The organism is Cellulosimicrobium cellulans (assembly GCF_042723955.1).
Taxonomy (GTDB): Bacteria; Actinomycetota; Actinomycetes; order Actinomycetales; family Cellulomonadaceae; genus Cellulosimicrobium; species Cellulosimicrobium cellulans_H.
Map to the genome: position 1 here is coordinate 1 of NZ_JBHXIC010000095.1, position 15564 is coordinate 15564.

General features: G+C 72.7%; 10 protein-coding genes and 1 tRNA gene. 8 read left to right on the forward strand and 3 right to left on the reverse strand.

What is annotated here, in order from left to right; all coding sequences use genetic code 11:
• Nucleotides 1-149 precede the first annotated feature (149 nt).
• Nucleotides 150-2834: a pectate lyase family protein gene (locus ACFWH7_RS18330; RefSeq protein WP_378218655.1), complete on the reverse strand. Its 2685-nt coding sequence runs from the start codon at nucleotides 2832-2834 to the stop codon at nucleotides 150-152.
• A gap of 398 nt (nucleotides 2835-3232) precedes the next feature.
• Entirely contained in the window at nucleotides 3233-4204 is a 972-nt protein-coding gene (locus ACFWH7_RS18335; protein ID WP_378218657.1) for a helix-turn-helix transcriptional regulator, read from the reverse strand.
• A gap of 62 nt (nucleotides 4205-4266) precedes the next feature.
• On the opposite strand from ACFWH7_RS18335, the gene ACFWH7_RS18340 reads away from it, so the two are divergent.
• Nucleotides 4267-5379 (forward strand): epoxide hydrolase family protein, encoded by a 1113-nt coding sequence (locus tag ACFWH7_RS18340; protein ID WP_378218659.1) that lies wholly within the window; start codon nucleotides 4267-4269, stop codon nucleotides 5377-5379.
• A 93-nt stretch (nucleotides 5380-5472) separates the two neighbouring features.
• Here the strand turns inward: ACFWH7_RS18340 and ACFWH7_RS18345 are convergent.
• Nucleotides 5473-5555 (reverse strand) — tRNA-Leu (locus ACFWH7_RS18345).
• A 325-nt stretch (nucleotides 5556-5880) separates the two neighbouring features.
• Here ACFWH7_RS18345 and ACFWH7_RS18350 point away from each other — a divergent pair.
• The 7 genes from ACFWH7_RS18350 (at nucleotide 5881) to pknB (ending at nucleotide 15408) form a co-directional block, all read left to right on the forward strand.
• Nucleotides 5881-6588, forward strand: coding sequence for an FhaA domain-containing protein (locus ACFWH7_RS18350; protein WP_047230883.1), 708 nt, complete (start codon nucleotides 5881-5883; stop codon nucleotides 6586-6588).
• 10 nt (nucleotides 6589-6598) lie between these two features.
• Entirely contained in the window at nucleotides 6599-7102 is a 504-nt protein-coding gene (locus tag ACFWH7_RS18355; RefSeq protein WP_375823218.1) for an FHA domain-containing protein FhaB/FipA, read from the forward strand.
• Nucleotides 7103-7108: 6 nt separating this feature from the next.
• Nucleotides 7109-8524 (forward strand): Stp1/IreP family PP2C-type Ser/Thr phosphatase, encoded by a 1416-nt coding sequence (locus ACFWH7_RS18360; RefSeq protein WP_378218662.1) that lies wholly within the window; start codon nucleotides 7109-7111, stop codon nucleotides 8522-8524.
• On the forward strand, nucleotides 8524-10170 hold the full coding sequence (locus ACFWH7_RS18365; RefSeq protein WP_378218664.1) for an FtsW/RodA/SpoVE family cell cycle protein: 1647 nt from the start codon (nucleotides 8524-8526) through the stop codon (nucleotides 10168-10170). Before ACFWH7_RS18360 ends, ACFWH7_RS18365 begins: the two co-directional genes overlap by 1 nt.
• On the forward strand, nucleotides 10167-11633 hold the full coding sequence (locus tag ACFWH7_RS18370) for a peptidoglycan D,D-transpeptidase FtsI family protein (RefSeq protein WP_378218666.1): 1467 nt from the start codon (nucleotides 10167-10169) through the stop codon (nucleotides 11631-11633). Before ACFWH7_RS18365 ends, ACFWH7_RS18370 begins: the two co-directional genes overlap by 4 nt.
• The gene (locus ACFWH7_RS18375; RefSeq protein WP_378218668.1) at nucleotides 11630-13231 is read left to right on the forward strand and encodes a serine/threonine-protein kinase; all 1602 of its coding nucleotides are present in this window, start codon (nucleotides 11630-11632) and stop codon (nucleotides 13229-13231) included. Before ACFWH7_RS18370 ends, ACFWH7_RS18375 begins: the two co-directional genes overlap by 4 nt.
• A gap of 110 nt (nucleotides 13232-13341) precedes the next feature.
• Entirely contained in the window at nucleotides 13342-15408 is a 2067-nt protein-coding gene (pknB, locus tag ACFWH7_RS18380; protein WP_378218670.1) for a Stk1 family PASTA domain-containing Ser/Thr kinase, read from the forward strand.
• Nucleotides 15409-15564 lie beyond the last annotated feature (156 nt).

A 15564-nucleotide genomic window follows, 5' to 3' on the forward strand; every position in this document is an offset into this window, starting at 1 on the left:
CGCGCGCGCGGGCCCCGCCCCCCGCCGCCCCGCCCGCCCGCCCGCCCCCCCGCCGGCGCGGGGGGGCGCGGGCGCGCGCGGGGCGCGGGGGGGGGGGCCGGGGGGGCCCCCCCGGGGGTCGTGCACGGGTCTCCCGGAGGAGGGTCGGGCTACCCGGCGTAGGTCTCGAGCTCGGCGACGCGGGGAGTGCCCGACGCGCCGGTGATCTCGAGGTTGATCTTCTTGAGCGACGTCGCGGTGAACGTGATCGTCCCCGCGCCGCTGCCCGTCTTGAGGACGGCGCCCGTGTCGTTGTTCACGAGCCGCCACGTCCCGATGCTGCCGCCGCCGGTGGCCTCCTTGACGACGACGCGACCGACGGTCGTCGCGGTGCCCCACTTGACCGAGACGGTTCCCGTCGACCCGGAGGGGGACCAGTAGGTCGCGGTGTCACCGTCGATCACGGCCCCGTAGCTCGTCCCGCTGCCCTTGCTCGAGCCGTCCGCGCCGGCGCCGATGCTCAGGTTGGTGCCCGACGGCGGGTCGGTCGGGTCCGTGGGGTCCGTCGGGTCGGTGGGGTCGGTCGGGTTCGTCGGCTCGCCGCCGAAGGTGACCCGGAGCGAGCCGTCCGCCGCGAACGACCAGCCGAGCTCGCCGTCGTACGCGGAGCAGGCCGACCCGTTCGAGCCGGACCAGAACGAGTTCCCGCCGGCGTCCGTGCCGACCGTCTTGTCGTTCGCGCCGGAGTCGCACGACACGTTGCCGCTGAAGCGGTGGGTCCCGGCGTCGAAGCTGAAGTTGCGCTCCTCGTTGCCGACCGCGACGTTCCCGCTGACCGTGATCGAGCCGGGGTTGGAGTTGTACGTGAACCCGTGCTTGCCGTTGTCCACCGCGAACGAGTTGCGCACGACGTGGTCGACCTTGATGTCCTCGCCGCCGAGCTTGTACCCGTTGCGGTCGCCGTTGCCGGCCTGGCCGCCGTCGGACAGAGTGCCGTTCTCGTAGGCGAGCGAGCTCTCGATGGTCACTGCGCCGATGGGCCCGGTGTCGGACTTCGTGTACAGGTCCCAGCCGTCGTCGATGTTGTTGTGCGCCACGGTGTTCCGGAACACGTTCCCCGGGCCGGACGTGAGCTTGGCTGCGAAGCCGTCCGCGTCCTCGCCGTCCGAGTCCGCGTTGTCGTGCGACTCGCTGCTGACGACGAGGTTGTTCGACGGCCACTCGCTCGCCGGGGCGCCCGCCACGAGACGGGAGAGCTGCAGGCCGGTGTCGTGGTTGTAGCGGGTCACGACGCGCTCGACGACGTTGTTGCTGCCGCCGAGCAGGATGCCGTTGTCGCCCGCGTGCTCGACGACGATGCCGTAGACGTGCCACCAGTCGCCGCCGATCGCGAGACCGCGGTTCGCCGAGCTCTCGGCCTGCGCCGAGAAGTTCAGCACCGGCCGCTCGCCGGGGTACGCGGACAGCAGGGTGCGGTCACCCGACGTGCCGTCGTTGCCCGGCTCGATCGTGACGGTCGACGACAGGTTGTACGTGCCGCCGCGCAGGAAGATCTCGCCGCCCGAGGCGACGCGCTCGATCGCGACGGGGAGCGTCGTCGGAGCGGACAGCGTGCCGGCCGCATTCGCGCTGCCGTTCGGCGCGACGTAGATCGTCTCCGCCGTCGGCTCCGGCGGGTCCGTCGGGTCGACGGGGCCCGGGTCCGTCGGGTCGGTCGGGTCGGTCGGGTCGGGGTCCGGCGTCTGCGGCGTGCACGAGCCGTCCGAGACCTTGAGGCCCTTGTTCGCGCCCGCGGTCTGGTTCACGAGGTTCGGCACGCAGCTCGCGCCGTCGAGCGTGTAGGAGTAGGGGATGCTGACCGACGTCGTGGAGGTCAGGTTCGGGCCGGCCGGCTGGATGTCACCGCTCGGGCTCGACCACGTGACGTTGTCGAGGACGTTCCCCGCGACCTGCCAGGTGCCCTTCTGGTCGGTGTAGAACGTGCCGAGGACGTCCTTCGAGTCCTCGAAGTAGTTGTTCTCGACCTTCGCCTTCGCCCCGGCCCGCGAGTTGATCCCGGACTCGTTGAGGTGCACGTAGTGGTTGTTGTAGATGTGGGCGATCCCGCCGCGCAGCAGCGGCGTGCGCGAGTCGAGGTTCTCGTACTTGTTGTGGTGGAACGTCACGAAGCCGTTGGACGTGTCGCTCTCGCTCGAGCCGATGAGGCCGCCGCGACCGGAGTTGCGCAGGATGCTGTAGGACAGCGTCACGTACTGGACGCCCGCCTTCATGTCGAACAGGCCGTCGTAGCCCTCGGACTCCCCGCCCGACGCCTCGAGCGTCACGTGGTCCACCCACACGTTGCGGACGCCGCTCTCCATGCCGATCGCGTCGCCGCCGTTCGACGTGGGCGAGCCGGACTTCTTGACGTTCTTCACGGTGACGTTCTGGATGATGATGTTGCTGGCCTCACGGATGTGGATGCCCAGCTGGTCGAAGGTCGCACCGTTGCCGACGCCGACGATCGTCACGTTGCTGACCTGCTTGAGCTCGATCACGCCGGCCGCGGTGTTGCAGCTGTCGCCCGAGACCTTGGCCGTGTTGCCGTGGTTGATGGTGCCCTCGACCTCGATGACGATCGGGGTGTCGTCGCTGGCCCTGTTGCACAGCGCCGTGTGGATCTGGGTGCCGGTCGTGGCGCGGACGGTCTGGCCGCCGGCGCCGCCGGTCGTCCCGCCGTTCTGGGTCGCGTAGCCGGTCGGGCTGCCGGTCACGGCCGCGTTCGCGGTCGTGGTCAGGGCCGTCACGCCCATCGTGGTGGCCAGGGCCGTCGCGGCGGTGGCCGCGAGCAGTCGTCGTGCGACGGGTCGTCTCATCGTGGTGCCTCACCTTTCGTCATCGAACTGGGGGCAGAGCGTGGTGACTCACGGCTCCAGGTCCGCGCTCGCGTCGGTCGACGCGTCGACCTCGTCCTGGTGCGCGGGCGCTGGGTCGTGCGCCCTGCGCGGCGGCCGACGACGACGTCGGGCAGCCCGCCTCGGAAGAGCTCGTCGAGGCGCTCGGAAGAGGTAGAGAACCCGGTAACCGGTTTCTCGATCGTAGGATACCGGTTTCCCGTTGCGCAAGCCCGACTACCATGGGGTTTCCTTGACCAGGACATGGTCAACGTCGAGAAAGAGAGTCGCCGGGTCCCCGGGCCGGGAGGCACCCGCTCGCAGTCACCGGGCCGACGCGGACCACGGCAGCACGCCGCTCGACGTCGAGGAGCGAGCGCTCAGCGGTCGGGTGCGGGTGGGGTCGAGCGCGCGTAGCGCGCGGTCAGACAGCGGAGGTGTGCGACGAGCTCCGGCGGTCCGGTGACGTCGAAGTCCGCGTCGAGCAGTCCCAGGTACGCGCCGAGCGTCTCCACGGTGTCGGCTCCGGTGTCCAGCACGCACGTCTGCTCGTCGACGCGTTCGACGACGCCCACCGCCGGGCTGATCCGTTCGCCCACCACCTCGGCAGGGGCGTGCACGGTGACCCGCGTCCGGTATCGCCAGGCGGCGGCGGAGACCCGGCTCGACACGTACGCCGCGACGTCGTCGGGCAGCTCCCGCGGGGCGAACCGCGGACCGGTAGGGATGCGCGGCCGCACCCGGTCGACACGGAAGGTCCGCCAGTCGTCGCGGTCGAGGTCCCACGCGAAGAGGTACCAGCGGCGGCCCCAGCTCACCAGCCGGTACGGCTCGACGGCGCGCACGGTGGCCGCGCCGGAGTGGTCCGCATAGTCGAACCGGAGCCGCTCGCGGTCGCGGCAGACGGCGGCGAGCGCCGTCAGGACCTCCGTGTCGACGGTCGGGCCCGTGTCGTCGCGGGGCACCGGCACCGTATAGGTCTGCAGGGTGCTGACCCGCCGGCGGAGCCGCGAGGGCAGCACCTGCTCCAGCTTGGCCAGCGCCCGGAGCGACGCCTCCTCGATCCCCGCGATGGCGCCGCCCGTCGCCGTACGGAGCCCGACGGTGACCGCTACCGCCTCGTCGTCGTCGAGCAGCAGCGGCGGCAGGTTCGCCCCCGCGCCGAGGCGGTAGCCGCCCACGTTCCCGCGCGTGGCCACGACCGGATAGCCGAGGTCCCGCAGGCGCTGGACGTCGGCGCGCACGGTCCGTCCGCTCACCCCGAGCCGCTGGGCCAGCTCGGGACCGGCCCAGTCGCGCGGGAGCTGGAGGAGCGAGAGCAGGCGCAAGAGCCGCGCAGAGGTCTCCAACATGGCCCAAGATTCGCACGCCATGAGGAAGCAAGTCTTCCTGATGGGCCGCCAGAGTGGGATCCATGGACATCACCGAGTACCGCATCGACATCCCCCAGGCCGACCTCGACGACCTCGACCAGCGCCTCTCCCGCGTGCGCTGGACCAACGAGCTGCCCGACGGCGGCGCCGACTACGGCGTGTCGCTCGAGTACCTGCAGGGTCTCGTCCGGCGCTGGCGCGAGGAGTACGACTGGCGCGCCTGGGAGGCGCGGCTCAACCGGTACCCGCAGTTCACCACCACCATCGACGGGCAGAACGTGCACTTCATGCACGTCCGTTCCCCCGAGCCCGACGCGACCCCCCTGCTGCTGACGCACGGCTGGCCGACGACGGTCGTCGAGTACCTGGACGTGATCGACCGCCTGAGCGACCCGCGGGCCCACGGCGGCGACCCGGCCGACGCGTTCCACCTGGTGATCCCGTCGGTGCCCGGATTCGGCTTCTCGGGTCACACCACCGACCGGGGCTGGAGCCGGTACCGGATCGCGAAGGCGTGGGCCGAGCTGATGCACCGCCTCGGGTACGAGCGGTACGGCGCGCACGGCAACGACGGCGGCTCCCTCATCTCGCCCGAGGTCGGGCGCTGCGACCCCGAGCACGTGATCGGGGTGCACGTCACCCAGGTCTTCTCGTTCCCGTCCGGCGATCCGGCCGAGCTGGAGAACCTGTCGCCGGAGGACCAGAAGAACGTCGAGTTCCTGGGGTGGTGGCTGGAGAACGGGGGTGCGTACGACAAGCTGCAGTCGACCGCCCCGCAGACGCTCTCGCACGCGCTCGCAGACTCGCCGGTCGGACAGCTCGGCTGGAACGCCCAGCTGCTCGGCCCGAACCTCGACCCCGACTACGTGCTCACGAACACGACGATCTACTGGCTCACCAACACGGCGGCGTCGTCCGCGCGTCTCTACTACGAGGACTTCCACGCCACGGACAAGCCGACCGAGCCGACCACCGTGCCGCTGGGGCTGGCCAACTTCGCCTGGGACTTCCACTCGATCCGTGCGTTCGCCGAGCGGGACCACAAGAACATCGTGTCGTGGAACGTCTACGACACCGGTTCGCACTTCGCGGCGCACGACGCGCCCGACCTGCTGGTCGACGACATCCGCGGGTTCTTCCACAGCCTGCGCTGAGCGCAGGCCCGAACGCAGAAAGTCCCGGTCAGGGTGATCCTGACCGGGACTTTCCGAAGGCCTTCCAACCGAGAAGTCGAAACCCTCATCACGTGCGCGAGGGGGGACTTGAACCCCCACGCCCTTTCGGACACTGGCACCTGAAGCCAGCGCGTCTGCCATTCCGCCACTCGCGCGTGCCGCAGAAGACTAGCACGGCGCACGAGGACGCCTGGAACCGCGCGGCCGGACGTGACGGCCGCCACGCGCCGGTCGTCGCGCACCGAGGAGGTGCCCCGACGGCTGCGCGCCCGACGTTCACACGCTCCGCCCCGAACGCGCCACATCCGTCCGGAGATCGTGCGACGAATCGGGCCTCCGTCGCAGACGTGATCGATACGATCTAGGTAGTCTGCCCGGGACGCAGGTGTGCACCAGGGGCCGCCGGGAGCACGTCCGGGAGGCGCAGACGAGGACCGCGGCACGAGCCGCAGCACGAGCGAGCACGAGGGAGGAGGTGGCATGGGAGTCCTGGACCGCTTCGAGAAGGGCGTCGAGCGCGTGGTGAACAACGCCTTCGCCAAGGTCGGACGCAGCGAGGTCAAGCCCGTCGAGCTCGCGAGCGCGCTGCGGCGCGAGGTCGACGACCGCGCCGCCGTCGTGGACCGCGAGCGCACGGTCGTGCCCAACGAGTTCACCATCGAGCTGTCGGTGGACGACTTCGGCCAGGTCGAGGGGTGGGGCGCGGAGACGCTCGCCGACGAGCTGGCGTCGAACGTCACGCAGTACGCGGCGTCGCAGCACTACGCCTTCGTCGGCCCGGTGAGCGTGAGCTTCGAGCAGAACGACACGCTCGACGTCGGCCGCTTCCAGCTCCGCTCGGCCAGCGTGCGCGGCAACGTCGCGCCCGCGACGTCCGCGTCCCCGAGCACGCGGCACCCGCTCGTCGACATCGACGGGCAGCGCTACCTGCTCACGGGCCCGGTCACGGTCATCGGCCGCGGCTCGGAGGCCGACATCGTCGTCGACGACCCGGGAGTCTCGCGCCGCCATCTCGAGATTCGCGTGACGCCGGAGGGCGTCATCGCGACGGACCTCGGGTCGACCAACGGCCTGTTCGTCGAGGGCCACCAGGTGCCGGCCGCGACGCTGCTGGACGGCAACTCCCTGACGATCGGTCGTACCCGCATCATGTTCTGGACCGGCGCGTCCGACAACGAGGAGTGGTGATCCGGCCCGCATGACCGACCTCACGTTCACCCTGCTGCGGCTGGGCTACCTGGTGCTGCTCTGGGTGTTCGTGCTCTCCGCGATCGGGGTGCTGCGTCGGGACCTGTACGGCACCAAGATCACGCCCCGCCGGGGCCGCAAGGGCGCCGCGCAGGCCGCGCGCCCGACGTCGGGTCCGACGCCTGCCGCGGCACCGGAGCCCGCGCGCCCCGCCGCGCCGGCGGGACCGTCCCGGCTCGTCGTCACCGCCGGCCCGCTGACGGGCACGACGATCCCCCTCACGACGTCGTCGATCCTCATCGGCCGGGCCCCGAGCTGCACGCTCGTGCTCGACGACGACTACTCCTCGTCGCGCCACGCCCGCATCTTCCCGCAGCACGGGTCCTGGTTCGTCGAGGACCTCGGCTCCACCAACGGCACCTACGTCGAGGACCAGCGCATCGGCCAGGTGACGCCGCTGGGTCCGGGCACACGGGTGCGGATCGGTCAGTCCGTCGTCGAGCTGCAGAGGTAGCCCGCAGTGAACATCGCCCTGCGCTACGCCGCGCGCTCCGACGTCGGGCTCGTGCGCTCCAACAACCAGGACTCCGGCTACGCGGGCCCGCACCTGCTGGTCGTCGCGGACGGCATGGGCGGGCACGCGGGGGGCGACGTCGCGTCGTCGATCGCCATCGCGGCGCTCGCGCCGCTCGACGGCGAGTCGCACGGCCCGGACGACGCGCTCGCCGAGCTCGAGCGCTCGATCGACCACGCGCGCCAGGACCTCGTGGACCGCAGCGTGACCGACCCCGAGCTCGTCGGGATGGGTACGACCGTCACCGCGATCCTGCGGGCGGGCAACAAGCTCGCGATGGCGCACCTCGGCGACTCGCGCGCGTACCTGCTGCGCGACGGCGAGCTCACCCAGGTCACGACCGACCACACGTTCGTGCAGCACCTCGTGGACACAGGCCGCATCTCGCCCGACGAGGCGGAGACGCACCCACAGCGCAACGTCGTCATGCGGGTGCTCGGCGACTTCGACATCGACCTCACGCCGGACATGTCGGTGCGCGAGGCGAAGCCGGGCGACCGCTGGCTCCTGTGCTCCGACGGGCTCTCGGGCTTCGTCAGCCCGGAGACGATCGCCCAGACGCTCACGGACACCCCCGACGTCGACGAGTGCGCCGACCACCTGCTCCAGCTCGCGCTGCGCGCCGGCAGCACGGACAACGTGACCGTCGTGGTCGCGGACATCCTGGACCTCGACGTCCTGCCCGACGGCGCGGCGCCCGGCACCGGAGCGCAGATCGTCGGGTCCGCGGCGATCGACCGCGACGCCCCGACGTCGGCCGCGGACGGCCCCGCCGCGCGGGCGGCAGCCCTCATGGCCAGCGCGAACGCCCCCGCCGCGACCGAGGAGCCCGCCGCGGACGGCGCGCCCGAGGCCGCGGAGGGCGAGGCGGCCCCGGGCGACGTCGCGGAGGAGGGCGAGGGCGACGTGCGGCCCGGCCGTGCGCCGCGCCGCTGGGTCACGGTCGTCGCGATCCTCCTCGTCGTCGCCGGCCTCGGCGTGGCCGGGTGGGCGGGGTACCGCTGGACGCAGACGCAGTACTACGTCGGGGTCGCCGACGGCCAGGTGGCCGTGTTCCGCGGCATCCCGGAGAACGCAGGCCCGGTGACGCTGTCCACGCCGATCGAGCTCACGGGGACGCGCGTCGCCGACCTGCCGGGCTACGTCGTCGACCGCCTGGAGACCACGATCCCCGCGGAGTCGCTCGAGGACGCCCGTGCGCGCGCGGAGCGCCTCGTCGCCGAGGCAGCGGACGAGTCAACCGACGCGCCGACGACCGACGACACCCCGGAGACGCCCACCGAGGGGGCGACCGAGACCCCGGAGGCCGGGGCGCCCGACGTGACCCCGGCACCCACCGACGGCGCCGGCTCGGGGGCCTGATGGCCACGGTGGAGACCACCGAGGTGCGCCCCGGCCGGGGCGCGGAGCTCGGTCTGCTCGTCCTCGCGCTCGCGCTGGGCATCGGGGCGTACGCGCTCGTGGGCCTCCAGCTCACGGGCGAGCTCCCGGGTCGCTTCTACGTCTACAGCATCGGCACCGTGGTGCTCGCGGGCGCCGCGCACCTGCTGCTGCGCTTCAAGGCGCCGTACGCGGACCCGGTGATCCTGCCGATCGCGGTCGCGCTCAACGGCATCGGCCTCGCGATGATCTTCCGCCTCGACCTCGGATCCCAGGTCACGGGCGGCACCCAGGACCTCGCGCCGCGCCAGCTCCAGTGGACCGCGCTCGGCATCCTCTGCGCGTTCGCCGTGATCTGGTTCCTGCGCGACCACCGGACCCTGCGGCGCTACACGTACACCGCGATGATCGCGGGCATCGTGCTCGTCGCGCTGCCGCTCGTCCCGGGGCTGGGCACGCGCATCAACGGCGCGCAGATCTGGATCAACGTCTTCGGCTTCTCGCTCCAGCCCGCGGAGTTCGCGAAGATCGCGTTCGCGATCTTCTTCGCGGGCTACCTCGTGACGAACCGCGACACGCTCGCGCTCGCCGGGCCCAAGGTGCTCGGGCTCCAGCTCCCGCGTCTGCGCGACCTCGGGCCGATCATCATCGTCTGGCTCGTCTCGCTCGCGATCCTCGTGTTCGAGCGCGACCTCGGCACGTCGCTCCTCTTCTTCGGCCTGTTCGTCGCGATGCTGTACATCGCGACCGAGCGCGTGAGCTGGGTCGTCATCGGTCTGATCCTCATCGCGGTCGGCGCGGTCCTCGCGGCATCGACGTTCGGGCACGTGCAGGCGCGCGTCGACGTGTGGCTCCACCCGTTCGACGCCGAGATCTTCGGCCGCAGCCCCGGCGGCTCGGGCCAGCTCGTGGGCGGCCTGTTCTCCCTGGGCAACGGCGGGCTGTTCGGCACCGGCTGGGGTGCCGGCTACCCGCGCACGGTCCCGTACGCGTTCTCCGACTTCATCTACGCCTCGCTCGGCGAGGAGCTCGGGCTCACAGGCCTGATCGGCATCCTGCTCGCCTACCTCATCCTGGTCGAGCGCGGCCTGCGCACCGCGATCGGGGTCCGCGACGGCTTCGGCAAGCTGCTCGCGGGCGGTCTCGCGTTCGTCATGGCGTGGCAGCTCTTCGTCGTCGTCGGGGGGATCACCCGGATCATCCCGCTCACGGGCCTCACCATGCCGTTCGTCGCGCAGGGTGGGTCGTCGCTCCTCGCGAACTGGCTGGTCGTGGGCCTGCTGCTGCGCATCTCCGACGACGCGCGCCGACCCTCGTCCCTGCCCGTGCGCGGGCAGGTGGCGCCCGGCGGGGCGCGCACGCGCCCCGACTCCGACCCGGTCGAGGTCGTCGGCGGCGGAGCCCCCGCCGTCGGCGCGCGGCCCGACGACGCACCCACCACGGTCGGCGCGCCCGCCGCCGTCGGGCCGCCCACCGGTCCGACGCGCGCGACGACGGGCGTGCAGCCCGCCGTCGGGCAGACGGGCGAGACCTCCGCCCACCCCGACGAGCTCCGCACGGAGGTCGTGCGGCGCCCCGGTCCCGACGGCACCCACCCGGAGACCGACCCCTGGGGAGGAGCCCGGTGAACGTCCCCCTGCGTCGCGTCGCGACGGTCGTCCTCGTCATGTTCCTCGCGCTCATGGTGTCGACGACGTACATCCAGTTCGTCCAGGCGGACTCGCTGAACAACGACTCGCGCAACGCCCGCACCATCTACCGCGAGTACAACAAGTTCCGCGGCCCGATCGTCGTCGCGGGCGACGCGATCGCGTCCTCGACCCCGGTGGACGACGCGTTCGGCTTCCAGCGCCAGTACGCGAACGGGCCGCTGTACGCGCCCGTCTCCGGGTTCCTCTCGCTCACCAACGGGCGCACGGAGATCGAGGACAAGGAGAACGACTACCTCAACGGCGAGGCGAGCTCGCTGTGGCTCGACCGCCTCAGCGCGCTGTTCACCGGCAAGCAGCCCCAGGGCGCGTCCGTCGAGCTGACGATCAACCCCGCGGCGCAGCAGGCCGCCTGGGACGCCCTGGGCGACCAGCGCGGCGCCGTCGTGGCGATCGAGCCGAAGACCGGCCGCGTCCTGGCGCTCGTGTCCAAGCCGAGCTACGACCCCAACGAGCTCGCGACGCACGACACCGCCCTCGCGCGCGAGCGCTACCAGGAGCTGCTCAACGCCGACGGCAACCCGATGTCGAACCGGGCCATCCGCGGCAACACGTACCCGCCGGGCTCGACGTTCAAGATCGTCACCTCGGCCGCGGCGCTCGAGAGCGGGCAGTACACGGCCGAGACCGTGATCCCCGCACCGGACGAGCTCCCGTACCCGCAGTCGACGCAGACGATGAAGAACTTCGGCGGGTCGCGCTGCTCGCCGATGGGCGAGATGACCCTCGCGGACGCGCTCCGCATCTCCTGCAACACCGCGTTCGGTGACCTCGCCATGACGCTGGGCGAGGACGCGATGCGGGACCAGGCCGAGGACTTCGGCTTCGACGCCCCGCTCGAGATCCCGATGGACGTCACGCCCAGCCAGTTCCCCGCCGAGGGCACCCCGGGCGCGGACGCGGCCGGGATCGCGCGCGCGGGCATCGGGCAGGGCGAGGTCAAGGTCACGCCGCTCCAGATGGCGATGGTCGCCGCCGCGATCGCGAACGACGGCGTGCAGATGGCCCCGTACACGGTCGAGACCATCCGCAACCCCGACCTCGACGTCGTCCGCCAGTCCGAGCCGCGCCGCCTGCGGACGTCGGTGTCGCCGTCGACCGCCGACCAGCTCACGCAGATGATGCTCGGGGTCGTCGAGAACGGCTCCGGGAAGGCGGCTCAGATCCCGGGCGTGCAGGTCGCGGGCAAGACCGGGACCGCCGAGACCGGTGGCGAGGCCGCGCCGCACGCGTGGTTCACGAGCTTCGCTCCCGCCGACGACCCGCAGGTCGCGGTCGCGGTCATCGTCGAGAACGGCGGCTCGCTGGGCAACGAGGCGACCGGCGGCGCGATCGCCGCGCCGATCGCGCGCGCCGTCATGGAGGCGGTGTTGAACGGATGAAGCCCGTGAGGGGGCTGACGCTCGGCAACCGCTACCGCCTGGTGCGGCGCATCGCCGTCGGCGGCATGGGCGAGGTGTGGGTCGCGGCCGACGACGCGCTCGGGCGCGAGGTGGCCGTCAAGGTCCTGCGGACCGAGTACGCGGGCAACGAGGACTTCCTCAACCGGCTGCGGACCGAGGCTCGCAACAGCGCCGCGCTCTCGCACCCCAACATCGCCCAGATGTACGACTACGGCGAGACCAGCGGCTCCGGGTACCTCGTCATGGAGCTCGTCGTGGGCGAGCCCATGGCGGACCTGCTGGAACGCGAGCCCGTGCTGCCGCCCGCGCGGCTCCTGCCGATCCTCGCCCAGACGGCGCGCGCCCTCCACGCGGCGCACCTGTCGGGCGTCGTGCACCGCGACGTCAAGCCGGGCAACATCCTCATCGACCGCTCCGGAACGGTGAAGATCACCGACTTCGGTGTCTCGCTCGCGGCGAACCAGGTCCCGATGACCGCGACGGGCATGGTGATGGGCACCGCCCAGTACCTGTCGCCCGAGCAGGCCGTCGGGCAGGCGGCCACGGGGGCGTCGGACATCTACGCGCTGGGCATCGTCGCGTACGAGTCGATCGTCGGGAACCGGCCGTTCACGGGGTCCACCCCGGTCGACATCGCGGTCGCGCACGTCAACGAGCCCGTGCCGCCGCTCCCGTCGTCGGTCGACCCGGAGCTCTCCGAGCTCGTCATGGTCATGCTCGCCAAGGACCCGCTGGCGCGGCCGCACCCGGCCGACGCCCTCGCGCGGGTCTTCGAGGAGATCCAGGCGCGCCTCGCGGCCGACCCGTGGTCCGCCCGTGCCGGCGCGGCCGCCAACACCCGGCGCGGCCGCCGCGCGCGCGCGGCGGAGGACGACGCCCCTCCGGCACCCGAGCCGGACCCCGCTCCCGTCATCACGCCGCTCGTCATCCCGGCCGCGGTGCGCGACCCGCACCCGGTCGACCCCGCGACGCCGTGGATCGCCCCGGAGGTCCGACCAGGCGCTCACGCCGCCGAACCCGCGGGTGGCCACCTCGCCGAGAGCGACGCCGAGCCCCGCGGTCAGGCGACCGCTCCGCCGTCCGAGACGCCGCCCGCCCCCGGGCCCGCCCTGCCGTGGGAGCGCCCCGTCCCCGCGCCGGCGGGCGAGGACCCTGCCGGTCCCCGCGCCTACCCGCCGCGCCGCGAGATGCACGGCGGCACCCGCTCGTCCCGACGCCCGCAGCCCGCTCGCGGCGGCACCCGACCGGGCGCCGGCTCGGCCGCGAGCACCCCGTCGGCGGCGCCGGCCACGCGGGCCGAGGCCCGACGTCAGTCGCAGGCGGCCCCGTCACGGTCGTCCACCGGCCGCCGCACGTCCACGACGACGGGGCGACGCCTCGGCGGGCTGCCGAACGGCCTCACGTGGCCCCTGGTCGCGCTGCTGGGACTGCTCCTCGTGCTGGTCGTCGCGACGATCGCCTCCCTGGGCGACCGAGACGGGGGCGACGCCGACGCCGCTCCCGCGACCGTCGTCGAGACGGTCACCGACGCCGCCGCGCCGGACTCCCTGGCACCCTCCGGACGGGTGACATCGTGACGACATCGTTGTGTTCCCGGCTTTCCCGGATGCCCTCCAGTGGGATGATTGCGCCAGATGTGCCGCGCGCGGACGCGCCCGCGGCTCCGACGACACCGAAGGACGAATGAGTGGTGGACAACGCTCCCCGAGTGCTTGCCGGGCGCTACCAGGTCGGTGAGCTCATCGGCCGTGGTGGCATGGCCGAGGTGCACATCGGGCACGACAACCGCCTCGGTCGCACCGTCGCGATCAAGATCCTGCGGTCCGACCTCGCCCGTGACCCGACCTTCCTCGCGCGCTTCCGCCGCGAGGCCCAGGCGGCGGCGTCCCTCAACCACCCGGCCATCGTCGCGGTGTACGACACGGGCGAGGACGTCCACGCGGACGCCACCGGCAACTCGGTGCACGTCCCGTTCATCGTCATGGAGTACGTCGAGGGGCACACCGTCCGCGACATCCTCCGCGACGGCCAGGCCGTCCCCATCGACGAGGCGGTCGAGATCACCGCGGGCGTGCTCGCGGCGCTCGAGTACTCGCACCACGCCGGCATCGTGCACCGCGACATCAAGCCCGCGAACGTCATGATCACGCCCACGGGCGCCGTCAAGGTCATGGACTTCGGCATCGCCCGCGCCATGGCGGACTCGGCCGCGACGATGACGCAGACCCAGGCCGTCATCGGCACCGCCCAGTACCTCTCGCCGGAGCAGGCGCGCGGCGAGACGGTCGACGCGCGCTCCGACCTGTACTCCACCGGCTGCCTGCTCTACGAGCTGCTCACCGGTCGCCCGCCGTTCATCGGCGACTCGCCCGTCGCGGTGGCCTACCAGCACGTGCGCGAGGCCCCGGCGACGCCGAGCGCCGTCGCCCCCGACGTGCCCGAGGTCCTCGACCGCATCACGCTCAAGGCGCTCGCCAAGGACCGCACGGCCCGCTACTCGAACGCGGCGGAGTTCCGCGCCGACCTGGAGAACGCCGTGCGCGGCGGGGCGATCACGGCCCCCGCGCTCGGGGTCGCCGCCGCGGCGGCGGGCCTCGGCGCCGCGGCCTCGGCCGCCGACCTCCAGCCGACGATGGTCGAGTCCGCGACGCAGGTCATGGCCCCCGCGGCCGCCGCCCCGAACCCGTGGGCGACGAGCGTGGCCCCCGCCGTCCCGCCCGGCGAGGAGGTCCCGGGGGAGGACGAGGAGGAGCCCAAGAGCCGCAAGGGCCTCATGTGGACCCTCATCGCGATCGGCGTGCTGGCCCTCGCCGCGATCATCACGATGCTCGTCATCAACAGCCAGGGCGAGGAGGAGCCGACGACGGGCACCGTCCCGACGCTCTCGGCAGGTGTGACGCCCGAGGAGGCCGAGCAGAGGATCACCGACGCCGGCTTCGAGTACGCCCAGGCGATCGACCAGGAGTCGGCCGAGGCCGAGGGGACGTTCACGAAGACGGATCCCGCGGGCGGCACCGAGGCCGACCTCGGCTCGACCGTCACGGCCTTCTTCTCCGCCGGGCCCGACGCCGTGGTGATCCAGGACGTCAAGGGCAAGACCCAGGACGAGGCGCGCCAGATCCTCGAAGGACAGGGGCTGACGGTCACGTCGGGCGGTTCCGAGGATTCGAAGGACGTCCCGAAGGACGCGGCGACGCGTACCGAGCCGGCGGCAGGGCAGTCCGTCGCCGGCGGCTCGACCGTCACGCTCTTCGTCTCGTCCGGCCTCGTCGCCCTGCCCGAGCTCGTGGGCGACCAGCGCCAGAGCGCCGAGCAGAAGATCACCGACCTCGGCCTCAAGCCGGTCGTGAACGAGGTCGAGTCGGACGAGCCGGAGGGCCAGGTCGTCGCGCAGCGCCCCAACGCCGGCAGCGTCCCGCAGGGCTCGGAGGTCACCATCGACGTCGCGATCCCGAAGGCCGAGGAGCCGGAGACCACGAACGTCCCGAACAACCTCGTCGGCATGACCCTGGATCAGGCGACGGACGCGCTCGGAGGTGCGGGACTCAACCCCGGGACGCAGCAGAACCAGGAGTCCGACCAGTGGCCGGCCGGCGTCGTCATCGGCTCCGACCCTGGTGGCGGCACCGAGGTCGAGGTCGGCACGGAGGTCTCGCTCATCGTCTCGTCCGGCCCCGGTCCGTCGACCGGCGGCGACAACGGCGGCGGAGGCAACAACGGCGGGGGCGGCGGAGGAGGCAACGGCGACGGCTGATCGGTCGCCGCGCCCCGAGCACTCATGACGGACGGGGCCCCCCCCCACCCGGGGGGGGGGCCCGCCGGGGGGCCGGGCGGGGGGGGGGGGCGCCCGGGGGGGGGGCGGCAGCCCGCCCGGGGGCCCGCGCGGCGCGCCGCGGGGGGGGGGGGGAGC